Raw genomic sequence first — 22,241 nt, forward strand, 5'->3', positions numbered from 1 at the left:
TATGCATGGAGCTGAATTTATTCAGGATCTGGCGGTGATTATGTTGATCGCCGGTATCGTCACGATCATTTTCCATTACTTCAGGCAGCCAGTCGTACTCGGCTACATCCTGGCCGGTGTCATTATCGGCCCGCACACCCCACCATTCGAACTGATACAGGATGACCGCACGATCAAGATCGTGGCGGAGCTGGGGGTGGTGTTCCTGATGTTTTCACTGGGGCTGGAGTTCAATCTCAAGAAACTCAGCCGGGTCGGTGTGACTGCATTTATTGCCGCATTTGGCGAGATCGTCCTGATGACCTGGATAGGGTATGAGATAGGGCGGTACTTCGGCTGGAATACCATGGATGCGCTGTTCCTCGGTGCGATGCTGGCGATTTCTTCCACCACCATTATCATCAAGGCACTCGATGAGCTGGGGCTGAAACATGAACGTTTCGCCCAATTGATTTTCGGCATCCTGATTGTCGAGGATGTGCTCGCGATCGGCATGATCGCGCTCTTGTCCGGTATCGCGATGAATGGTTCGGTCGATGCCGGCGATGTCTTTGTGACGGTCGGCAAGCTGTCCCTGTTCATGATCGTGACACTGGTGCTCGGCTTGTTGCTGGTGCCGCGCATCCTCGCTTATGTCGCCAGATTCAAAAGCAATGAGGTGTTCCTGATTACGGTGCTGGGCCTGTGCTTCGGCTTTTGCCTGCTGGTGCTGCAGATGGAGTACAGCATTGCACTCGGTGCCTTCATGATAGGCGCGATCATGGCTGAAGCGCGACAGTTGCATTTGATAGAACGCCTGATAGCGCCGATACGCGATATGTTCAGCGCCTTGTTTTTTGTCGGTGTCGGTCTGTTGTTCAATCCGACGGTGCTGGTGACGTATGCGTGGCCGATTGCAGTGATTACGGTGGCGGTGGTGCTGGGCAAGGTGTTTGCCTGCGGCATGGGGACGTTTATTGCCGGCAACGATGGCCGGACTTCGATGCGGGTCGGTATGGGCTTGTCGCAGATCGGCGAGTTTTCTTTCATCATTGCTTCGCTCGGCCTCACGCTGCAGGTCACCAGCGGTTTTCTGTATCCGATCGTGGTGGCGGTTTCAGCTGTTACTACCTTGCTGACGCCGTATCTGATCAGGTGGGCGGATCCTGTGTCGCTGCGGGCGGCGGCAGCGATGCCGGATGGCGTCAGTCGTCTTGCCCGTCGCTATACGGACTGGCTGCAGCATAAGCAGCCGGAGGGGGATCGCGCCGCCTTGTTCAAGATCATTGCGCGCATCGTGGCGCAGGTGATCGTGAATTGCGCGATGACGGCAGCAGTTTTCCTGGCCGGTATCTATATTTTTGGCGTGATAGAAAAACACCTTGCGGGTTCCGCTGCCGATGAGCATACGCAAAAGGCGATTGTGTTTGGTGGGGCGCTGGCACTGTCGTTGCCATTCCTGATTGCGACTTACCGCAAGCTGAATGCCTTGAGCCAGCTGCTGGCAGAGATCGTGATTGGTGACGGCGGGCGCTTTGTACATGGCCTGCGCCGTCTGATCTCGGAGGTGATTCCGGTGCTGTCTATCGTCGGCATACTGTTGCTGATTGGTTTGTTGAGTGCGCGCATACTGCCGCCGACTAATACCTTGATGCTGTTGCTGCTGGCTGCAGCGATTATCACGGCATTACTGTGGAAGGCGTTCGTCCGCTGGCATACACGCCTGCAAATTGCCCTGTTCGAGACGCTGGAACATCCGGATGAAGAAAAAAATTAATAGGTTGATAAGTGCTGCAGAGCGGTCCCGGAGCGTAATTTTTGCCGCGATTTGCTGCATTTGGGGCTGGTGCCTCAGGGCTTCCGGTAAAATAGCAGCCTTCCTCAGACTTTTTCTTGCATAGCTCATGACTCAAGACGAAATGAAACAAGCGGTGGCGCGTGCTGCCATCGATTACGTAGTGACGGGTGAAATCATCGGCGTCGGTACCGGTTCCACCGCCAATTTCTTCATTGATGAATTGGGCAAGATCAAGGAGCGCATCAAGGGCGCGGTAGCGTCGTCCGAAGCGACCGCTGAGCGTTTGCGCAGCCACGGTATTACCGTGTTCGACCTGAATGATATCGATACGATGTCGGTGTATATCGACGGCGCGGATGAAATTACCGCACAAGGCGCAATGATCAAAGGTGGCGGCGCGGCGTTGACGCGTGAAAAGATCGTGGCTTCGGTCGCCAAACAATTCGTCTGTATCGCTGACGGCTCCAAGCTGGTTGATAAGCTGGGCGCCTTCCCGTTGCCGGTAGAAGTGATACCGATGGCGCAGGCCGTAGTGGCACGCAAGCTGGCAGCACTCGGCGGTGAGCCACGTTTGCGCGTGAAAGACGGCAAGCCGATGGTGACTGATAACGGCTGTTACATCATCGATGTACTCGGTTTGCAAATCCAGGATCCGGCGGTGCTGGAAGCGCAGATCAACGATATCGTTGGTGTTGTGACAGTGGGTTTGTTTGCGCGCCGTGGTGCGAATATCGGTTTGCTCGGCACCGTCGATGGCGTCAAACGTTTGAACTTCTAAGCGTCTTATCTTGCAGCCAGCAGTAGCCCGCAACAGGCTACTGCGTCAGCAAATCCACAAAGTTTTTATTCGGTATTGGCTTGCTCATCAAATAGCCCTGACCCTCATCGCAGCCGTTCTCCAGCAGGAAGCGGAACTGATCTTCGGTTTCTATACCCTCGGCCAGCACGGTCAGATTCAGATTTCTTCCGAGTGAAATAATTGCCTTCACAATCGCCGCACTGTCCTGGTCGGTGGCGATGTCGCGCACGAAGGATTGATCTATCTTTAGTGTATCGACCGGGAAGCGTTTCAGGTAGCTCAGGCTGGAGTAGCCCGTGCCGAAATCATCCAGTGAGATTTTGACGCCGAGCGCGCGTAAGCGGGTCAGCAGCGCAAATGATTTTTCCACGTCGGTCGTCATCACGCTTTCGGTGATTTCGAGCTCCAGGTACTGCGCCTGCAAACCGGTTTCATCCAGGATGCGTTCAACGACTTCAACGATATCGCCGCGTGCCAGTTGGCGCGGCGACAGATTGACTGAAATCGGTATCGGCGGATAACCGGCGTCTTGCCATGCGCGGTTCTGACGGCAGGCGGTGCGCAAGACCCATTCACCGAGTGGAATGATGAGGCCGGTTTCTTCTGCCAGCGGAATGAAGCTGGCGGGTGACACCATGCCTGAATGCGCGCTGTTCCAGCGCACCAGCGCTTCGGCACCGATGATGCGATGGCTGGCAAGGCAGACTTTCGGTTGGTAATGCAGGACGAAATCTTCGTTGCTAATTGCCTGGCGCAGGCGATTCAGCAATTCCAGACGGTCGGTGACCGAGGTGTTCATTTCTGCCGAGAAGTACTGGAAGTTGTTGCGTCCCAGTTCTTTCGCCTTGTACATCGCGGAATCCGCATTTTTCAGCAGTGTTTCGGCATCGCGGCCATCATCCGGGCATAGCGTCACACCGATGCTGCAGGTGATCTGGAACTCCAGGTCGTTCGCTTTCCACGGTTGCGATACCTCATGCAGCACGCGCTGCATGGTGTGGGTGATCGCTTCTTCGTTCGGCTGGTCGGTCAGCAGCAGTACGAATTCATCGCCACCCTGACGTGCCACGGTGTCACTCTCGCGCAGACAGGAGGTGAGGCGTTGCGCCGTGATTTTGAGTAGCTCATCACCGACCTGATGTCCGAGACTGTCATTGATGAATTTGAATTGATCCAGGTCGAGGAAGGCAATCGCCGTCAGGTTGTCGTAACGTTCAGAATGCAGGACCGCCTGCTGCATGCGATCGTAGAGCAGGGTGCGGTTGGGTAATCCGGTTAAGGCGTCATGCGTGGCCTGGAACTGGATTTCTGCTTCATGTAATTTGCGTTCCGTAATGGCTTCAACGGTGCCTTCAAAAAACAGTAGCGCACCGTCACTGTTGTAGACCGAACGGGCGTTCTCCGAAATCCAGATGATTTCGCCGTTACGGCGGTACACGCGCGATTCGAAATTGGTGACCACGCCATGTTTGGTCATCAGGCGCTTGAATTCGAGGCGACGCTGCGGATCGACATAAACCTGATGATCGATGTCGCGCAGCGTGGAAATCAGTTGCTGCGGACTATCGTAGCCGTACATACGGGCGAGTGCCGGGTTGACAGCGAGATAACCGTTATTCGGCGTCGATTGGTAAATCCCTTCTATCGCATTTTCAAAGATGCTGCGATAGCGACGCTCCGCTTCGCGCAAGGCTTCATCGGCCTGTTTGCGTTCGGTGATGTCCTGGATAAAGCCTTCTAATATGTCCCAGGTGTCGTGCGAAATATTGGTGCCGCGTTCCCATACATGGCGGACGCTGCCGTCGGCCCGTACGATGCGGTATTCGATATCGAAGCGACGGTTGTTCTGCACGGCCTTCAGTATCGTGTCGCGCACGTGTTGGCGGTCGTCAGGGTGGGTAATTTGTTCGTACGAGATACGACTGTTGAAGAGCAGGTCTTCTTCGGTATAACCGGTCAGCGCGAAGCAGCCTTCGCTGACGAATTCCATGGTCCAGTGGGCGTCGAGCCGGCAACGATAGACCATGCCTTCCAGGTTGGCCAACAATGTACTGAGCAAGCGGGCTTGCAGTGTCGGGTCAGCAGGATGGGATGGCATGGAGAGCAACATGTTGGTACAGGGTATCTAAAATCACAAATACTTACGCTTCCGACATCCGGTCGCGGCAGCGTATCGCTCAGGCTAATGCCTACATTTCCATGTAGCAATATCGATGCCATCAAAAGCGACTTCTGGCAGCACTGTAATGGTGCAATATGCTACCTCAGAATACGCTTATCCCGGCAGGGTGTTGAGTGGAATTTTAAGGTAGCGTATGCCGTTGTTGTCGGCTGGCGGCAGGTTGCCAGCGCGGATGTTGACCTGGATGGCGGGCAGGATCAATGTCGGCATACCCAGGGTTTTATCGCGCGCGGTACGCATGGCGACGAATTCGTCTGCACTGATACCGGTGCGGATGTGGATGTTCTTGGTGCGTTGCTGCGCGACGGTGGTTTCCCATGCCGGTGCGCGTGCATTGGGTGGATAGTCATGACACATGAACAAGCGTGTCTGGTCGGGAAAGCGCAGGATCTTTTGCACCGAGCGATACATGGTGTGGGCATCCCCGCCGGGAAAATCGCAGCGTGCGGTGCCGGCATCCGGCATGAAGAGGGTATCGCCGACAAAAATCGCATCGCCTACGTGATAAGCCATATCTGCTGGCGTGTGACCCGGCACGTACAAGGCCTGCGCCTGTAGCTTGCCGATTTGGAATACCTCGTCTTCGTCGAATAAGTAGTCAAATTGCGAACCATCGAATTTGAATGCATCTTCAAGATTAAAGATGTCGTCAAAGACGCGTTGCACCTTGGTAATCATGCGGCCGATGGCGATGCGGCCACCCAGCTGTTGCTTCAGATACGGGGCGGCGGACAGGTGATCGGCGTGGGCGTGGGTTTCCAGTATCCATTCGACATTCAGGCCTTGTTGCCGGACGAACCGGATGATTTTGTCTGCTGAGGCGGTGCTGGTATGGCCGGATTTTGGGTCGTAATCGAGGACGGAGTCGATGATGGCGCACTCTGCAGCGCCTGTTTCATGAATGACGTAACTGACGGTACCGGTTTCTGTGTCGAAGAAGGCTTGTACGACAGGCGACATGGGCGTTTCCTCGCAAGGGGTGACGAACGATGAAGGCAGGGGCATGCAGACAGAAAAACGGGTGCGCGTGGCACCCGTTACTTGTATCAGCGTGGCTTGTCGGCGATTTCCCGGGCCATGCGGTCTTGCCGGTCGTAGAAGTCCAGTGTCCCGATGTCGCCGCTGTTGCGCTGTCTGGATGGGATCAGATGTTCGATGTCGGCGACAAACTCGTCATCGATTTCCATATCCTCTTCGCTACCCCAACTCGTATTCATAAATCCTCCGTAAGCCGGTATTTTACGACGCAGCGACGCAAACGGCTAGTTGCTTGCGCTTGCCGTGCAACACTTAGCCCAGCGAATCCGGCACTTCGCCGCTGCCCGGCAGTTTGGCCGCCAGCACGGTGAGTTTTTCTATGACTGGCGGTTTGGCCAGCAATTGTGCGGCAACTTCTCCCAGCGCGGCGGCGATGGCGCCGTCGATGTGTGCTTGCCGCCCAGTCTCGTTTTCGAAGGCATCGAAGATAAGGAAGGTGCCGGCATTCAGTTTGACGGCAAACCAGGCCACGGTGGCTGGCTCACCCAGGGCGTACGGCAGTTGCGCACGCAGGAATTCTTCCAGTTCTTTTTCCTTGCCAGGTTTTGCTTCCAGGCGGACTTGCAATCCGAGGTTAACCATAATGTGTCTCCTTTATCGATAGCGATCGGGGTACCCATGTGGTGCTGACAACAGTTGCTGACAACTTTTTCATTGCAGGCAATGAAAGAACGGCAATTAATTGTAATCCTCATTTAGCCAGCGTGAATATGCGCGGGCATATAGAAGAATACTGATAAGTGTATGACAACATCGGCTGATGCGGGGCGGGCGAGAAAATAAACACTTGCCGCGGTCTATGACTTATCATCGTGACCCATTTCATTTTCACAGGTTTTTTCCATGGCAAACGCATGCGGCGTCGATTTTGGGACGTCGAATTCGACAGTCGGCTGGAGCCGTCCCGGCCAGTCGGCACTATTGCAACTGGAAGATGGCAAGGTCACCTTGCCGTCCGTTGTTTTCTTTAACGCAGACGAAGAGCAGGTTTACTACGGCCGCGCAGCGCTGGCAAATTACCTGCAAGGTTACGAAGGGCGTCTGATGCGCTCGCTCAAGAGCCTGCTCGGTACCAGCCTGATCGACGACCAGACCGAGGTCATGGGCAAGGCCTTGCCTTTCCGTGCCTTGCTGACGCAATTTATCGCTGAGCTGAAGGACCGGGCGGAGAAAGCTGCCGGTCGCGAGTTTACGAGTGTGGTCATGGGGCGTCCGGTCTATTTTGTCGATGGCAATGAAGAGGCCGATATCCTGGCGGAAGATACCTTGTATGAAATCGCACAGTCGGTCGGTTTCAAGGATATCGATTTTCAGTACGAGCCGATTGCTGCCGCCTTCGACTATGAGTCGCAGATAGACAAGGAAGAGCTGGTGCTGATCGCTGATATCGGTGGTGGTACCTCCGACTTCTCGCTGGTGCGGCTGTCGCCGGAACGGGCGAAAAAGGTTGATCGACGCGACGACATCCTCGCCACCGGAGGTGTGCATATCGGTGGTACGGATTTCGATAAATACCTGAGTCTGAGCAGCATCATGCCTTTGCTGGGTTTGGGCAGCCGCCTGAACAACGATACTGAAGTGCCATCCAGCTACTACTTCAACCTGGCGACCTGGCACACCATCAATCTGGCCTACTCGCAGAAGACCTGGCTGCAGATCAAGGATATCTATCGTGATGCACGCGACAAGCCCAAGCTGGACAGCCTGCTGCACCTGATAGAAAACCGCTCCGGTCACTGGCTGGCGCTGAAGGCGGAAGAGGGCAAAATTGCCTTGTCGTCGCAGATGGAAACCGAGCTGGTGCTGGATCGTATTGCACCGAGCACGACACTGACTTTGCGCCGTAATGAGTTTGATGAGTCCATCGCCCGGATGGTGGGCTCGGTGGAAAGCACAGTCGCCAATTTGCTGAGCGACGCCGGCATTGCTGCGGCAGATGTCGATACCGTGGTGTTCACAGGTGGTTCCAGCGGCGTCCAGCTGTTGCGCGAAAAAATTAGCTCGCTGTTGCCGGATGCGCGCCGCGTAGAGGGTGATCTGTTCGGCAGTATCGGCGCCGGACTCGCGCTGGATGCGGTCAGAAAATTCGGCTGATAGCACGCGTGAACCACACACGATAAAAAGATTTGCGGATACCGCCAAATCTTCATTGGCGATTCGTATTTGAAAATGGTATAAATGATTTGCGCATCTATGATGCGCAATTTTTTTATATGCGCGGCGGCGCTACGTAATGAGGCTGTTCTTGCTCTTTGGAATTGTCATCATGCGGTAACAATGCGAGCTTATCGTCACGAACTTTTCGCGCGGCATTGCAAGCTGGAATCGCAAGCTTTGCGTCAGTCGTTCGATATATAAAATACAGGCGTAATACAGATAAAGCAGGGGCGTGATTGAGAGGATGGAATGTTTGCAGCGGTAGACCTCGGTTCGAATAGTTTTCGCCTGCATATAGGGCGACATGATGGCGACACCATGCGCATCATCAAGAGTGCGCGCGATCCTATACGTCTGGGTGCCGGTCTGGACAGCAAGGGCAACCTGACTGCGAAAGCAATGGAAAGCGCGATTGAGTCATTGGCGCGCTTCAATTCCATATTGAGTACTTTCCCGCTGAGTGCGGTGCGCGTTGTCGCGACGAATACGATACGTATCGCCAGGAATTCAGCCGTCTTTCTGCCGGCAGCGGAAGCGGCAATCGGCTATCCGATAGAAATCATCTCCGGTGAAGAGGAAGGCCGCCTGATTTATATGGGTGTGGCCAGCACACTGTCGCAGAATGAACGTCGCCTGGTGCTGGATATCGGCGGCGGCTCCACCGAGGTAATCCTTGGCAAAGGGCCGAAGATTGAACAGGTAGAATCCTTCAGTGTCGGCACCGTGCCGCAAAGTCTGAATTTTTTTCCGAACGGTGTGATTAATGCGGAGTCCTTCGATGCCGCCGTGCTGTCGGCGCGTTCGCGCTTCGAAGATGCTGTGCCTTTGTACAAGCCTGAGTTGTGGAGTAACGCTTACGGTTCATCCGGCACCATGCGTGCGATTGCCGACGCCATCAGCAAGAATGGCCTGGGGGATGGCCTGATGTCACTGAAGAGCCTGGAAGCGCTACGCAAGCGCCTGATCCAGTTCGGTCATGCCGGCAATATCGACCTGGTCGGCATGAAAGCTGATCGCGCTGCCAGCATCACCAGTGGCCTCGCTATCCTGACTGCATTGATGCAAGAGTTCAGCATCAAGGTGGTAACGCCGATAGAAGCCGGTTTGCGCATGGGGGTGCTGTGGGACTTGCATTTGCGCGCTACCAAGCGTGACCGGCGCGAACAGTCTGCACGTGACTTCCTGCAGCGCTTCAAGGTGGATGAGAAGCGTGCCGAAAAGGCCGCACAAATTGCCAGTGCTTTCCTGGGTTTGCTCAAGCCGAACGACGAAACCTATACCAAACTCCTGTTCTGGAGCGGCCTGCTGCATGAAGTCGGCCTGGTCGTGTCGCATAGCGGCTATCACAAACATGCCGCCTACATGGTGGAGAACGCTGATTTGCCGGGCTTTACCACGCGTGAGCAACGTGTGATGAGCGATCTGGTGCTGGCGCAAAAAGGTAATTTGCGCAAAGTGGCGGACCAGCTCAGTGATAGCAACTTTGCGAAGGCGGTAGTCGCATTGCGGCTGGCGCTGATGTTCATGCATGCGCGCATAGACGTCGCGACGGACGACATACGCCTGCGTATGAAAAAAGGCATAGAGCTGGAAATCCGCAAGGAGTGGGTGACCCAGCATCCGACCGTTGCCTACTGGATAGATAAAGAGAAAGAATGCTGGAGTGAAGTCGGCATCGACTTTTACGTCAAGCTGACTAACTAAGGTAATTTGCCGTCAGTGCTTGTCCAGGCAAGCCTGACGGTTTAGCATGGCCCGTTTTGATCATCTTCAGGAGACGGGTTTGTTCCATAGTATTGTCGATATCGTGTCGCAAGGCGGCTATCTCGGTATTTTCTTGCTGATGCTGGCAGAGAATGTCTTTCCTCCCATCCCCTCCGAACTCATCATGCCGCTGGCAGGCTTTGTCGCTGCGCGTGGTGAGCTGAATATCATCCTGGTGATACTGGCTGGTACCGCCGGATCGGTGGTCGGTGCCTTGCCCTGGTATTACGCGGGTGCCTTATTCGGTAAGGATAGACTGAAGCGGCTGGCCGCCAGATATGGGCGCTGGCTGACGGTGTCGCCGGGAGATATCGATAAGGCATCGGCCTGGTTTGAGCGACATGAGGCAGCCGCGGTGTTTTTCGGTCGCCTGATTCCGGCGATACGGACACTGATTTCGGTGCCGGCAGGCGGCGTGAAAATGCCTATGCTGCCGTTTTTACTGTACTCGACTATCGGTTCCCTGATCTGGACTTGCTTGCTGGCACTGACCGGCTACCTGCTGCAATCGCAGTATGAAGTCGTGCAGCACTATGTTGATCCGGTCTCAAAAGCAGTCGTCTACACAGTGATCGCCGTGTACATCTATCGTTTCATCCGCTTCAAGCCGCACGGCTGAACGCCGCGGAAGCTGATTGCAGTTGCAGGCTGCTGCAATCAGCCATGCCTTAAAACACCAGGCCGTTCTTTTTGAACAGGGCAATGTCCAGATAGCCGGACAAGTGCTTGCTGTTGGGCGACGCCGTGACAGACAGACCGCCCAGATCGATATTCACATCCTGGTTCAGCAAATCCTGCAGCGCGGCTTGATTGCTGCGCTTGCTTCTTTGGATCGCCCGAATCAGGGTTTTGGCCACGGTAAAACCTTCCAGCGTCAGAGATGACGGCGGTTCGTCGCGATACTTCTTCATCATGTTCAAATGTTCGAGCTGGATCGAGGATCGGCCGGTATTCGGATTCGGTACTACCTGTGAAAAGACCGTCCATTCTACGGCGCGTGCGCCTGCCAGTTCGCGCAGGGTCTCCAGATTGATCAATGAGGTACCGGCGACAAAGGTTTGTGCTGCGGTGCGACGGAATTCCTTCAGGAAGAGGGCGGTGCTGATGGTATCTGCGATGACGATGACAAAGCCGGGTTTGCTGCCCGCCAGGCGCGTGGCTTCCTGCGCGTTCAGTGTTTCGTTATTACCCAGTCTGGCCGCGCCGTTCAATTTCACGCCACGACCACGCAATTCTGCTGAAAGGTTGCGGAAAGCCTGCTGTGCCCACGGCGTGTCCTGGTAAGCGATGCCGACATCTTTCATGCCCAACTGGCTGAAGTGCGACAGGATGTGGCGCACTTCCTGCAGGTAGCTGGGGCGCCAGAACAGCACGCGGTTGCTATTGAGCTCGACTGTATCGACCAAGGGGGCAAACAGCAGCAGATTGCTGCGTTTAAAGGCAGGCGCATTCAGCACCGCCTGCGCGGTACTGTCGCCGACACCGCCGAGCAGGAAGTCAATCTGGTCGCGCTCTATCAGTTCGGTCACTGCTTTTGCCGCCACCGCAGGCTGGGCCTGGTCATCACGTACGACGTAACGAATGCGCTTGCCGTTGACGCCGCCGGCAGCATTCAATGCATCAAAATAGGTTTTAATCCCCGCTACGTAGTCGCGGCCTACTGAGGCATTCTGGCTGGACAGATCGATCGCCTGTCCGACGACGATGGTATTGGGCTCCTCCGCGGCGGCGGTGCTTGCAAGCAGGAAGGAGGTGGAGGCGATTGCGAAAAACCGGAGCAGGTTCATGTTTGGAATGGAGTGAGCGTATTTGACCGCAATTCTGGTTTTGAATTGTGACGCCTTGATGAATTTGCGCCTGTTGCAGCGCAGTCTTCATACACTCTTTTGCCCGCTGGCGCAGTGTTTATGCGTATTTTCTTGCAAAAAAAGAATAAACTATATATATTATTTATACTATTAATTACAAGGAGAAGCCTGTGTCGAACGAAACAGAAGTCAAGGTGGAAGTGAAACCAGAAGCGCCCGTAGCTGCGCCAGCACCAGCGAAAAAAGCACCTGCAGCAAAGAAAGCTCCGGCTGCTAAAAAAGCGCCAGCGAAGAAAGCGGCGGCAAAAAAAGCAGTAGCAAGCAAAGCGCCGGCAGCCAAAAAAGCCGTCACTAAAAAAGCTGCTGCCAAACCTGCGGCCAAAGCGCCAGCAAAAAAAGTGACAGCCAAACCAGCAGCGACCAAGTCACCTGCAAAGAAAGCTGCAACCAAAGTCGCAACTAAGGCTACAACCAAGCCGGCAGCAAAACCAGTAACTAAGCCAGTAACTAAGCCAGCAACTAAGGCAACAGCAAGCAAGCGCGTTACCAAGGCAAGCAAGCCAGCGGTGAAGCCTGCAGCTAAACCAGCTACCAAACCGGCTACCAAACCAGCAGCGCCGGTATTGGCCAAACCAGTTGCAGAAGTGAAGGGCAAGAAAGCCAAGCTGGTACGCGATAGCTTCACCATGCCGGAAATCGAATATCAGGTCTTGAGCGAAGTAAAAAAAGCCTTCCTGAAAGCCGGTGTTGCGGTCAAGAAAAGCGAATTGCTGCGTGCCGGCGTCGCCCTGATCAAAGACATGGACATGAAGAAGCTCAATACGGTGATCGCGGCATTGTCGCCACTCAAGGCTGGTCGCCCGAAAAAATCCAAGTAAGTATCAGACTTCCTGCGCTACGCAGGAAGTTGCTCGCCTGTTGTTTCAGGGCAAATAAAAACCGGTGCCATGCGCCGGTTTTTATTATGGCGCGCACGCACGTTTTCGAGTGTTGTCGTGTCATGAAAATGACATGCTCCTGTCATTTTGCTGAAGTAATCAACAGTTACGCTTCGTTCGTCACAATACAAAGGACGACACATGCGATTACTGAATGCTTCTGCCGATACCAATCTTGCTTCTCCCAAGCTGACGCTGAGCCTTGCCAGCACGCAAAAGGAAGTACGTGAAGTACAGCGTTTGCGTTACAAAGTTTTTATCGAGTCTATGGGACTGTCTTCACTGAAGAACGAAGAGAGACTCGATAAGGATGAATTTGATGCGTACTGCGATCACCTGATCGTACGCGATTCGGAAACACTGAAAGTGGTCGGCACCTACCGCGTCATGAGCCCGCAAGCTGCGCGCAAGATGGGGCAGTTCTACTCCGAGCAGGAATTTGACCTGAGCCGCCTGAATAACCTGCGCAACAGCATTGCTGAAGCCGGACGTGCATGCATCCATCCGGACTACCGCAGCGGTGGCGTCATCATGCTGCTGTGGGCTGGCCTGGCCGCTTTCATGAAGAAAGAAAAATGCGAATACCTGATCGGTTGTGCCAGCGTCAGCCTGGCTGATGGCGGTCACAATGCGGCCGCGCTGTATCACTCGCTGGCAGAAAACAACCTGGCACCAGCCGAATATCGCGTCACACCACATTTGCCTTTCCCTATCGCCGAGCGCGAGCCTGGACATGTTGCGGTGGTGCCACCCCTGATTAAGGGCTACCTGCGCAGCGGTGCCTGGGTCTGTGGCAACCCGGCCTGGGATCCTGACTTCCACAGTGCAGACCTGTTCATGATGTTGCCACTGGCTAAGCTCGACGCCCGTTACGCACGTCACTACCTGAAAGAGGCGCAACCAGCATGAAGCCACGCGACCAATTTTTGACGACTGATTTCATCGGTGCGGAAGTTGGCGCGAAGCGCGAGCCAGTTCGCTTCCGGACAATCTGGATTTCAGACCTGCACCTGGGAACGACTGGTTGCCAGGCGCAGCGCCTGCTGGAATTCCTGCGTAAAACGGAATCGGACACCCTCTACCTGGTCGGTGACATCATCGACGGCTGGCAACTCAAACGCCGCTGGTACTGGGAACAAGCGCATAACGACGTAGTACAGACGGTCCTGAAAAAGGCCAAGAAGGGTACCGAAGTGATCTTCGTACCCGGTAATCACGATGAAGCGGTGCGCCAGTTCATAGATTTGGATTTTGGCGGCATCCGTATCCGTGATGAACTCATACACACGACGGCACAGGGCAAGCGCATGCTGGTGCTGCACGGTGACCGTTTTGACGGCGTGATTGCCTGTGCCAAATGGCTCGCCTATGTGGGTGACAACCTGTACACCGTCATCCTCAAATTCAATCAATGGTTCAACAGCTGGCGCGCCCGTGCCGGTTTGCCGTACTGGTCGCTGTCGCAGTACCTGAAGCTGAAAGTGAAGAACGCCGTCAGCTATATCTCTTCATTTGAAAACGCGCTGGCGGCTGAAGCCAAGCGTCGTGGACTGGATGGCGTGATCTGCGGCCATATCCACAAACCGGAGATCCGCGATATCGACGGCATTACATATTGCAATGATGGTGACTGGGTCGAAAGTCTGTCTGCTTTGGTGGAGGACGCGTCCGGTGCCTTGCGTCTGGTGACCTGGCAGGAAATCGTCATGTCGCACAAGGCAGCAAAACATGAAAAAGGTGAAGAATTATGCGTATCGCCATCGTAACCGATGCCTGGGAGCCGCAAGTCAATGGTGTGGTCAACACACTGAAAGCGACGCGTAAGCAATTGCGCGCCAACGGTCACGCGGTGCTGATGGTGACGCCGGAAAACATGCGTAGCTATTCCTGCCCGACTTATCCGGAGATACGTCTGGCCTACAAGCCGTATGCCAAGGTTGCGGCGGCACTGGAAGACTTTGATCCGGATTGCATCCACATCGCAACCGAAGGCCCTATGGGTCTGGCGGCACGCCGCTTTTGTATCAACCGTGGGCTGGATTTCACTACCGCATATCACACCCGTTTCCCTGAATACCTGCGCGCACGTTTCCATTTGCCGCTGGCATTGACCTATCGCTGGCTGAAGTGGTTCCATAAACCAGCGAAGGCCGTTATGGTGCCGACGCCGCGCATGCAGGATGCGCTGGAAAAAAGCGGCTTCAAGAATGTCGTGCAGTGGAGCCGCGGTGTGGATACCGATTACTTCCGCCCGGGCCAGCGTGAAGAAGTGACACAAGAACGACCGCTGTACTTGTACGTCGGTCGCATTGCGGTGGAAAAAAATATCGAAGCTTTCCTGCAAATGGATTTGCCCGGCGCGAAGTGGGTGATCGGTGATGGCCCCATGCGCGAAGAACTGGAGAAGAAGTACCCGGAAGTGCATTTCCTCGGTGCCAAGCCGCATGATGCATTGCCGGCTTACTACAGCTGCGCCGATGTATTTGTATTCCCCAGCCGTACCGATACTTTCGGCCTGGTACTGATCGAAGCAATGGCTTGTGGCGTGCCGGTGGCTGCCTATCCGGTCGAAGGGCCGATAGATGTGGTGGCACAAGGCAAATCAGGTGTATTGCATGAAGACCTGATGCGCGCCTGCTTCGACGCACTGAACCTGAAACGTTCAGTGGTGCGTGAGCATGCGTTGCATTACTCATGGAACGCCGCGACTCAGCAATTCCTCACGCATTTGCATCCGGTACGCAAAACCGACCACATCCCTATGGTGCCGCGCACCGCACCCAAGCCTAGCGTTTGATGTTGCCATGCGAGTGCGCGGCGTGCAGCCGCTACTCGCACGGCGTTTCGACCTCAGTTCAAGTCTTTTCGCGGCCAGTCAGTATCGCAGTTCCTATTCCCATGACAGCGGCGATGCCGCCGATCAGGAACACCGACGCATAGCCATAGTGATCGGCAAACAAGCCTGCCACCGGCCCGGTCAAACCATAAGCGATATCCTGGAAGGCAGCGAAGCCACCGACGGCGGTGCCGCGTAATTGCGGCGGGACGCGCTTGACCACTTCCATCCCCATAGCCGGGAAGATCATCGAACAGCCGATACCGGTCAGCAGTGCTCCCAGCAAGGCCCAGGCCGGTTCGCTGGCGCTCCACAGCAGGAATTGACCGGTCGCTTCAATCGCCAGTGAAACGACGGCGACGCGGCTGCCGCCGACCTTGTCTGGCAAGTGAGCACAGAACAAACGCATGCCGACAAAGCCGGCGCCAAACAAGGTCAGGCCCAGGCTGCCGTAGGCCCAACCCTGATTGATGAAGTGCAGGGTGATGAAGGCACCGAGTGCGGCAAAGCCGACGCCTTGCAGCCCCACGGTCAGCCCCGGACGCCAGATGCGGCCGAGGATGCGCCAGAACGATACCCGTGCGCCGTTCTGCAGTGCGCCTTCCGGCATGTTTTTGATCATGGCCAGCCCGAGCAAAGGCAGGGCGGCACAGACCAGCATCAGGCCGGTAAAGCCAAAGTGCTGGAAGATCGCCAGTCCGAGCGGACTGCCAACCGCAAATGCACCGTAGAGAGCCATGCCGGACAAGGCGATGACGCGACCAGCGCGGGCGGGTCCCATCTGCTCTATGCTCCAGCCCAGCATGCCGACCAGCGCCAGGCTTTCACCCCAGCCCAGCAGCAGGCGGCCGACGATCAGCAAGCCATAGCTGAATGGAACAGGAAAGAGTGGCCAGGCCGAGATCCAGCACACCAGGCTGGCAATGGTGTAAATCACCAGGCCGCGCCGCATGCTGTGTTTGCCGCCTATGCGGTCGGTCAGCGTACCGGCCTGGCTGCGGGTCAGTATGGTCGCGAGGAAGGTAATGCCGACGGCGAGGCCGGCGAGTACATTGCCGTATTGCAGTTGCTGGGTGACATATACCGGTAGTACCGGCAAGGACATGGCAACAGCGAGATAGGATAGAAAGAGGGCGAGCGTCTTCCAGATGAGTTGACGATACGCAGTATCAAAACGCGGGGATGCTTCAGACATGTAACAGACTCCGTATAACACCATGGTCCCGGGAGCCCGCTGCAGCACATACGTCAGCGCACTCCCGCCATAATCCATGACAGGTTGCGCGTTGATTGACGTAAACGCTTACGGCGTGCGCAGCTACGTGCGACAGCGCAGGCAGAATAACATGAAAAATTACGCGAATGAAAGCCTGCTGTTGCGGGAAAGCGCCGCCTGCGATGGCGCGGGCGGCATTCTGCAAAATTGAATAGATTTTGGTAACCGAAAACTATCGGATGAATCCGTACCCTGATCTGAGTTAACTAGCTAAATAATTCGTTCTTTAACTTATTAAATGGTATTGGCCATGGATGTATTAAAAGCGCGAATCAAAGAATTCAATGAAGCAATTGCAAATCTGCCTGATGAGGATTCTGATTATCTGCACTACTTCGGAATAGAGAGTACCGGGCTGGCATCAGCAGAACAACTCAACGAACTGCTCCCTTTTTTTGATATGGAAGTGCCAGCCTACTATCAGCAGATAGGTGGTTTGCGGAATGACTCCGAAGACTATCATCTCAACATACCTTCAGTTTCTACATTGCTTGAAGAACTGAAGGCTGAGCGCAATTCTGACAAACGTTATTCCATGGGGCTGATAGATGCTATCAAGCACTCATGGGGGAATGATCGCCCGGAATTTCAGCACATATCTCCAGTAGAAATTGATTACATCAATGCAAATTACAAATGCATAGGCTTCTATCGTTATGATGGGCAGTTGGAAGAAGCGTTTTATATTTACTTCGATGCCCAGCACCAGTTTGGACTGGCGCGCTACCATCAGGACGAATTTGATGAATTATGGGAAGAACATCTGACACCCATGCTTACGAAAAGCCAGGCAGATAAGTCCCTGGAGCAATTGCTGATTCAGGTTCTGGATTGCCTGGAAGAAGGCATAATGAACGATCTCGATGAAGATTAGCCAGAAATTTGGCAGGATTGCCCTGAGAATAATGGATTATATTTAAGGGTATCGTGAATAATAAAAAAGACAGGCTTCAAGCTTGTCTTTTTTTATTCGATTTAGTTTTGACCGCTTGCCAATAACGTTTTATCTGTAAGGACACCCTATGAGCAATTTGCCTGCATGCCCTCAATGTCATTCTGCATTCACTTATGAGGATGGCAGCCTGTATATTTGCCCTGAGTGCGCGCATGAATGGTCGGGCCAGGCCGCAGTTGAAGTCACCGAGCAGGCGAAGGTGTACCGCGATGCGGTCGGGGCGGTGTTGCAGGATGGTGATACCGTGACCATCATCAAGGATTTGAAGTTGAAAGGTTCGGGCGGTGTACTTAAAGTAGGAACCAAGGTTAAAAACATCCGCCTGGTTGATAGCGACCACGATATCGATTGCAAGATCGATGGCTTTGGCGCGATGAGCCTGAAGTCGGAGTTCGTCAAGAAAGTGTAAGCGGTCGTTAGCGCCTGGTGCGCGCTGACGCCAATACCGTCATGGAGTGATGCCATGCAGTCGCCGCCGTTTGTAATGCGTGAAGAATGCCCGCAAGGACTGTGCACCTGCGAGCGCGATGAGTTGCTGGGCAAGCCGGCAGGCGATCTGCGTATCTTGCGCTTAACCAGGATGGAAGAAAAAAAGCTGATCGAGCGGATAGAGGCGATCAGCAGCTATGCCGATCTCAAGCATATGGAAGAGCGCATGTATGCCCAGTTGGGGATCGCGCTGCAAATCAGTCCGGGTCTGAATGAGGTGCGTACGGTGCGCGGCTTGAATATCGTGCTGGAAGAACAGCAGGGCTTATGTCGCAAGACGCGGCAAACGATACCCGCTGCCATACGCAAATGCCTGGAACGTAATCCTGAAATTACGTATGCCATCCTAGATAAGGACGGTTTGTTCGGCTTGTAGTGAGCGGATCGCCCGGTTGTTTATTTGGTCAGCAGGTCAGGCGCCATGACTGCGCGCACATAATTGCCGGAAATATCGCCGCGCTCGCGTTGCACTATCCACCAGACGTTACCTTTGCGGATAGTCCAGTCTTGCGGACTGCCGGTAACCAGCGTGGCTGCCAGCTGACCCAGTGCAGGCTGATGGCCGACGACCAGCACGGGCTCGCGGCTATCCGGCCAGTTGGTGGCAGCGAGGATTTTTTCGACAGTGGATTCCGGACTCAGGTCGTCTACGATTTTGAACTTGCGGCCCAGCGCTTCCGCAGTCTGTACCGTGCGGGTGGCCGGGCTGACCAGGATCTTGCAGCTGTTCGGCAGATTGTGGTCCAGCCACTCAGCCATTTTCCATGCCTGCTTGTGACCTTTCGCAGTCAATGCGCGGCCCTCGTCGGGTTCACCCATTTCCGCTTCTGCATGCCGCCACAAGATCAGTTCCATTTTTTACTCCACAGGGCTGCCTAATACTTGCATTAAGTGTTGTTGCGCGCTGAATGCACCGGATTTACCGCGAGGCTTACGTTTTTGATAGACGCCGTTGGAATCTAGTTCCCATGAATTTGAATTGTCTTTGAGGTAGGGATTCAAACCTTCGGTAATGACACGTTTCTTCAGGGCCGGATCGAGTACCGGGAACGCGACTTCGATGCGACGGAACAGGTTGCGGTTCATCCAGTCGGCGCTGGACAGATAGACATCGTGCGCCAGGTTGTTGCGGAAGTAATAAATACGGCTATGTTCGAGGAAGCGGCCGACGATGGAGCGGACGCGGATATTCTCTGACAGGCCAGGTACGCCAGGACGCAGCGCACAGGCACCGCGCACGATGAGATCGATTTTTACGCCATCGGCTGACGCCGCGTACAGCGCGCGGATGACGGATTCATCCAGCAATGCATTCATTTTGGCGATGATGTGGCCGGGACGACCCAGGCGCGCGATCTTCGCTTCATTGCGGATGGCGCGTATGAACTCCTTTTGCAGGGCAAAAGGCGCCAGCCACAGATGTTCCAGTTTCTTCGGTTTGGTCAGGCTGGTGAGGTGGATGAAGACTTCATTTACCTCGGTAGAGATAGCCGGATTGGCCGTCAACAGGCCGAAATCAGTATAAAACTTGGTGGTGCTCGGATGGTAGTTGCCGGTGCCCATGTGTGCGTAATAGCGCAGTGCGCCGGCTTCGCGGCGGATCACCAATGCCAGCTTGGCATGGGTTTTCAGGCCAACTACGCCGTACACCACTTGCGCACCGGCGCGTTCCAGGCGATCAGCCCAGTTGATATTGGCTTCTTCGTCAAAGCGCGCCATCAATTCAACCACCACGGTCACTTCCTTGCCGCGTTGCGCTGCCAGGATCAGCGACTCCATCAGGTCGGAGTTCATACCGGTACGGTAAATGGTTTGCTTGATGGCGACCACGTCCGGGTCCTGCGCCGCGCTACGGATGAATTCGAGTACCGGCTGGAAGGACTGGAACGGGTGGTGCAGGAGCACATCGTGTTTGCCGATCACTGCAAACAAGTCAGCATTCGCCAGTTTCGGCGGATACATAGGGGAATAGGGTGGGAAACGCAGTTCCGGCTTGGTGACATGGTCGATCAGCTCGGACAGACGCACCATATTCACCGGGCCGTCGACTGCATACAGGCGGTTTTTGTCGATGGAGAACTGTTCCAGCAGGAATTGTGACAGGTGCGGCGGGCAGTTTTTCGCGACTTCCAGGCGTACGGCGACGCCGAAGTTACGGCTCTGCAGCTCGCCTTGCAGGGCCTGACGCAGGTTTTTAACTTCTTCTTCATCTACCCACAGGTCGCTATTGCGTGTGACGCGGAACTGGGAGTAGGCCAATACTTCACGACCGCTGAACAGGTCATTGATGTGGGCGTGGATGATGGAGGACAGCAGGCAGAAAGAGACGCCGTTCCTGGATAATTCCGCCGGCAGCTGTATGACACGCGGCAAAACGCGTGGCGCTTTCAGGATGGCAATCGCGGTACCGCGGCCAAAAGCATCCTTGCCGGACAACTCCACGATGAAATTCAGACTTTTATTGACGACTTGCGGGAAGGGATGAGCCGGATCAAGGCCGATAGGCGTCAGCAGCGGACGCACTTCCCGGTCGAAATAGGCTTTAACCCAGGCACGTTGTGCGTCATTGCGATCCTGGTCACGTAATAAATGGATGCCTTCCTGCGCCAGTTGCGGCAGTACGCTCTCATTTAATACCCGGTACTGACGTTCGACGATTTGATGACATTCAGCGCCGGCGACAGCCAATGCCGCAGACAGTGCAGGCGGTTCAATAAACTCGCCTTCTATATGGTTATTTGCCAGCAGGCTGGCGATCCTGACTTCAAACAGTTCGTCCAGGTTATTACTGACGATGCACAAATATTTCAAGCGTTCCAGCAGCGGGACGTCTGGGTTCTCGGCCTGGGCCAGTACCCGGCGGTTAAAGGCCAATTGTGACAATTCACGGTTTAAATAGATGGCGCTTTGCGGTAATACTGGGGCGGAAACGGCTTCTGCTATGACTTTCTTGTGCATTTTCTTGACTTTGGCCATTGGTGACCTCGCAGAGTGTAGTGGCCCATTATGACAACTTAATGACAGGTTTTTTTGTCCAAAATCAAGTTTATGACAGGAATTTTCCGAAGTCATAAAGCTGTCATAATTGTTCGCTAGAGTTCGCACTGTCTTATTTAGTTAACCCTAAGGAGCAGTTATGCGATTGAATCAATTTGTTAAAACCGCCATGGTAGCTGCAGTCGCAGCGGTGGCGTTCTCTTCCGCAGTAGCAGCTGATATTACAGGTGCTGGTGCGACCTTCCCATACCCAATTTATTCCAAATGGGCTGAATCCTACAAAGCTGCAACCGGTACTGGCTTGAACTATCAATCCATCGGTTCCGGCGGCGGCATCAAACAAATCAAGGCAAAAACCGTTGATTTCGGCGCATCCGACATGCCATTGAAAGCAGAAGAGCTGGAAGCTGAAGGCTTGCTGCAATTCCCGGCAATCATGGGCGGCGTTGTGCCTATCGTCAACCTGGACGGCATCACCCCAGGTCAATTGAAAATGACGTCCGAAGTGTTGGCTAACATCTACCTCGGTAAAATCACCAAATGGAACGATGCACGTATTACCGCATTGAACCCAGGTGCAAAACTGACAGACTCCGACATCACCGTCGTACACCGTTCGGACGGCTCGGGTACCACATTCCTGTGGACCGACTTCCTGTCGAAAACCAATGCTGACTTCAAAGAAGGCGTGGGCGCAGGTACAGCAGTTAAATGGCCAGCAGGCGTGGGCGGTAAAGGTAACGAAGGCGTTGCAGCTAACGTACAACGTATCAAGGGTTCGATCGGCTACGTAGAATACGCGTACGCTAAAAAGAACAAAATGTCCCACACACAATTGAAAAACCGTGACGGTCAATTTGTACAACCTGACGACGAAACATTCAAGGCGGCTGCAGCTGGTGCTGAGTGGGCAAAAACCCCAGGTATGGGCGTGATCCTGACCAACCAGGCTGGTAAAGCTAGCTGGCCTATCACTGGCGCATCGTTCATCCTCTTGCACAAATCGCAAGCATCGGCTGAGCGCGCTAAAGAAGTGTTGAAATTCTTTGACTGGTCCTACAAAAATGGCGGCGCAATGGCTGCTGACCTGGACTACGTTGCAATGCCTGCACCAGTTGTGAAATTGGTTCAGGACGCATGGAAAGCAAATGTTAAAGATGCTTCCGGCAAGGCTATTTGGTAAGAGCTGATTTAATCGTAGATTCAGTCGCTATTTAACTAAGGG

General features: G+C 54.5%; 23 protein-coding genes. 14 read left to right on the forward strand and 9 right to left on the reverse strand.

Annotated elements, in window-relative coordinates; all coding sequences use genetic code 11:
- Position 1: 1 nt before the first annotated feature.
- Positions 2-1,756, forward strand: a complete 1,755-nt coding sequence (locus tag DBR37_RS06885) for a cation:proton antiporter (RefSeq protein WP_124573715.1) — start codon at positions 2-4, stop codon at positions 1,754-1,756.
- A 127-nt stretch (positions 1,757-1,883) separates the two neighbouring features.
- Complete coding sequence (rpiA, locus tag DBR37_RS06890) at positions 1,884-2,555, forward strand: ribose-5-phosphate isomerase RpiA (RefSeq protein WP_124573716.1); 672 nt, start codon at positions 1,884-1,886, stop codon at positions 2,553-2,555.
- A gap of 37 nt (positions 2,556-2,592) precedes the next feature.
- On the opposite strand, the gene DBR37_RS06895 is transcribed toward rpiA, so the two are convergent.
- The 4 genes from DBR37_RS06895 to DBR37_RS06905 all read right to left on the reverse strand — a co-directional run bounded on the left by DBR37_RS06895 (position 2,593) and on the right by DBR37_RS06905 (position 6,378).
- Positions 2,593-4,674, reverse strand: coding sequence for a bifunctional diguanylate cyclase/phosphodiesterase (locus tag DBR37_RS06895; protein WP_233588301.1), 2,082 nt, complete (start codon positions 4,672-4,674; stop codon positions 2,593-2,595).
- A 177-nt stretch (positions 4,675-4,851) separates the two neighbouring features.
- Complete coding sequence (locus DBR37_RS06900; protein ID WP_124573718.1) at positions 4,852-5,718, reverse strand: MBL fold metallo-hydrolase; 867 nt, start codon at positions 5,716-5,718, stop codon at positions 4,852-4,854.
- Between the two features lie 86 nt (positions 5,719-5,804).
- A complete protein-coding gene (locus tag DBR37_RS17145; protein ID WP_158610235.1) occupies positions 5,805-5,975 on the reverse strand; it encodes a hypothetical protein in 171 nt (56 codons plus the stop codon).
- A gap of 73 nt (positions 5,976-6,048) precedes the next feature.
- Positions 6,049-6,378 carry a putative quinol monooxygenase gene (locus DBR37_RS06905; protein ID WP_124573719.1) on the reverse strand — a complete coding sequence of 110 codons (330 nt, stop codon included), beginning with the start codon at positions 6,376-6,378 and terminating at the stop codon, positions 6,049-6,051.
- A gap of 261 nt (positions 6,379-6,639) precedes the next feature.
- On the opposite strand from DBR37_RS06905, the gene DBR37_RS06910 reads away from it, so the two are divergent.
- From DBR37_RS06910 to DBR37_RS06920, 3 genes are all read left to right on the forward strand, one after another.
- Positions 6,640-7,890, forward strand: coding sequence for an Hsp70 family protein (locus tag DBR37_RS06910; protein WP_124573720.1), 1,251 nt, complete (start codon positions 6,640-6,642; stop codon positions 7,888-7,890).
- A gap of 312 nt (positions 7,891-8,202) precedes the next feature.
- Entirely contained in the window at positions 8,203-9,657 is a 1,455-nt protein-coding gene (locus DBR37_RS06915; RefSeq protein WP_124573721.1) for a Ppx/GppA phosphatase family protein, read from the forward strand.
- A 79-nt stretch (positions 9,658-9,736) separates the two neighbouring features.
- Positions 9,737-10,336: a DedA family protein gene (locus tag DBR37_RS06920; RefSeq protein ID WP_124573722.1), complete on the forward strand. Its 600-nt coding sequence runs from the start codon at positions 9,737-9,739 to the stop codon at positions 10,334-10,336.
- A gap of 49 nt (positions 10,337-10,385) precedes the next feature.
- Here DBR37_RS06920 and DBR37_RS06925 read toward each other — a convergent pair whose 3' ends face one another.
- A complete protein-coding gene (locus tag DBR37_RS06925) occupies positions 10,386-11,504 on the reverse strand; it encodes an ABC transporter substrate-binding protein (RefSeq protein ID WP_124573723.1) in 1,119 nt (372 codons plus the stop codon).
- Between the two features lie 175 nt (positions 11,505-11,679).
- A complete protein-coding gene (locus tag DBR37_RS17355) occupies positions 11,680-12,156 on the reverse strand; it encodes a hypothetical protein (RefSeq protein ID WP_304999915.1) in 477 nt (158 codons plus the stop codon).
- Here DBR37_RS17355 and DBR37_RS17250 point away from each other — a divergent pair.
- The 4 genes from DBR37_RS17250 (at position 12,149) to DBR37_RS06950 (ending at position 15,260) form a co-directional block, all read left to right on the forward strand.
- Positions 12,149-12,403 carry a hypothetical protein gene (locus DBR37_RS17250; protein WP_233588331.1) on the forward strand — a complete coding sequence of 85 codons (255 nt, stop codon included), beginning with the start codon at positions 12,149-12,151 and terminating at the stop codon, positions 12,401-12,403. The genes DBR37_RS17355 and DBR37_RS17250 overlap by 8 nt on opposite strands.
- Before the next feature lie 201 nt (positions 12,404-12,604).
- Positions 12,605-13,372: a GNAT family N-acetyltransferase gene (locus DBR37_RS06940; protein WP_124573724.1), complete on the forward strand. Its 768-nt coding sequence runs from the start codon at positions 12,605-12,607 to the stop codon at positions 13,370-13,372.
- Positions 13,369-14,229 (forward strand): UDP-2,3-diacylglucosamine diphosphatase, encoded by an 861-nt coding sequence (locus tag DBR37_RS06945; protein ID WP_124573725.1) that lies wholly within the window; start codon positions 13,369-13,371, stop codon positions 14,227-14,229. Before DBR37_RS06940 ends, DBR37_RS06945 begins: the two co-directional genes overlap by 4 nt.
- Positions 14,211-15,260, forward strand: coding sequence for a glycosyltransferase family 1 protein (locus DBR37_RS06950; RefSeq protein ID WP_124573726.1), 1,050 nt, complete (start codon positions 14,211-14,213; stop codon positions 15,258-15,260). The genes DBR37_RS06945 and DBR37_RS06950 overlap by 19 nt, the downstream gene beginning before the upstream one ends.
- 58 nt (positions 15,261-15,318) lie before the next feature.
- On the opposite strand, the gene DBR37_RS06955 is transcribed toward DBR37_RS06950, so the two are convergent.
- A complete protein-coding gene (locus DBR37_RS06955; protein WP_124573727.1) occupies positions 15,319-16,494 on the reverse strand; it encodes an MFS transporter in 1,176 nt (391 codons plus the stop codon).
- A gap of 76 nt (positions 16,495-16,570) precedes the next feature.
- Here DBR37_RS06955 and DBR37_RS17150 point away from each other — a divergent pair, with 76 nt between their 5' ends.
- From DBR37_RS17150 to DBR37_RS06970, 4 genes are all read left to right on the forward strand, one after another.
- Positions 16,571-16,726: a hypothetical protein gene (locus tag DBR37_RS17150; protein WP_158610236.1), complete on the forward strand. Its 156-nt coding sequence runs from the start codon at positions 16,571-16,573 to the stop codon at positions 16,724-16,726.
- Positions 16,727-16,825: 99 nt separating this feature from the next.
- On the forward strand, positions 16,826-17,449 hold the full coding sequence (locus DBR37_RS06960; RefSeq protein ID WP_124573728.1) for a hypothetical protein: 624 nt from the start codon (positions 16,826-16,828) through the stop codon (positions 17,447-17,449).
- Positions 17,450-17,597: 148 nt separating this feature from the next.
- Positions 17,598-17,939, forward strand: a complete 342-nt coding sequence (locus DBR37_RS06965; protein WP_124573729.1) for a zinc ribbon domain-containing protein YjdM — start codon at positions 17,598-17,600, stop codon at positions 17,937-17,939.
- A 54-nt stretch (positions 17,940-17,993) separates the two neighbouring features.
- A complete protein-coding gene (locus tag DBR37_RS06970) occupies positions 17,994-18,395 on the forward strand; it encodes a hypothetical protein (RefSeq protein ID WP_124573730.1) in 402 nt (133 codons plus the stop codon).
- A gap of 20 nt (positions 18,396-18,415) precedes the next feature.
- On the opposite strand, the gene sixA is transcribed toward DBR37_RS06970, so the two are convergent.
- Both sixA and ppk1 read right to left on the reverse strand, forming a co-directional pair.
- Positions 18,416-18,874: a phosphohistidine phosphatase SixA gene (gene sixA / locus DBR37_RS06975; protein ID WP_124573731.1), complete on the reverse strand. Its 459-nt coding sequence runs from the start codon at positions 18,872-18,874 to the stop codon at positions 18,416-18,418.
- A gap of 3 nt (positions 18,875-18,877) precedes the next feature.
- A complete protein-coding gene (gene ppk1 / locus DBR37_RS06980) occupies positions 18,878-20,977 on the reverse strand; it encodes a polyphosphate kinase 1 (protein WP_124574188.1) in 2,100 nt (699 codons plus the stop codon).
- Between the two features lie 178 nt (positions 20,978-21,155).
- Here ppk1 and pstS point away from each other — a divergent pair, with 178 nt between their 5' ends.
- Positions 21,156-22,199, forward strand: coding sequence for a phosphate ABC transporter substrate-binding protein PstS (gene pstS / locus DBR37_RS06985; RefSeq protein WP_124573732.1), 1,044 nt, complete (start codon positions 21,156-21,158; stop codon positions 22,197-22,199).
- The last annotated feature ends 42 nt before the right edge of the window (positions 22,200-22,241 follow it).

Source organism: Herminiimonas sp. KBW02 (assembly GCF_003852535.1).
Taxonomy (GTDB): Bacteria; Pseudomonadota; Gammaproteobacteria; order Burkholderiales; family Burkholderiaceae_D; genus Oxalicibacterium.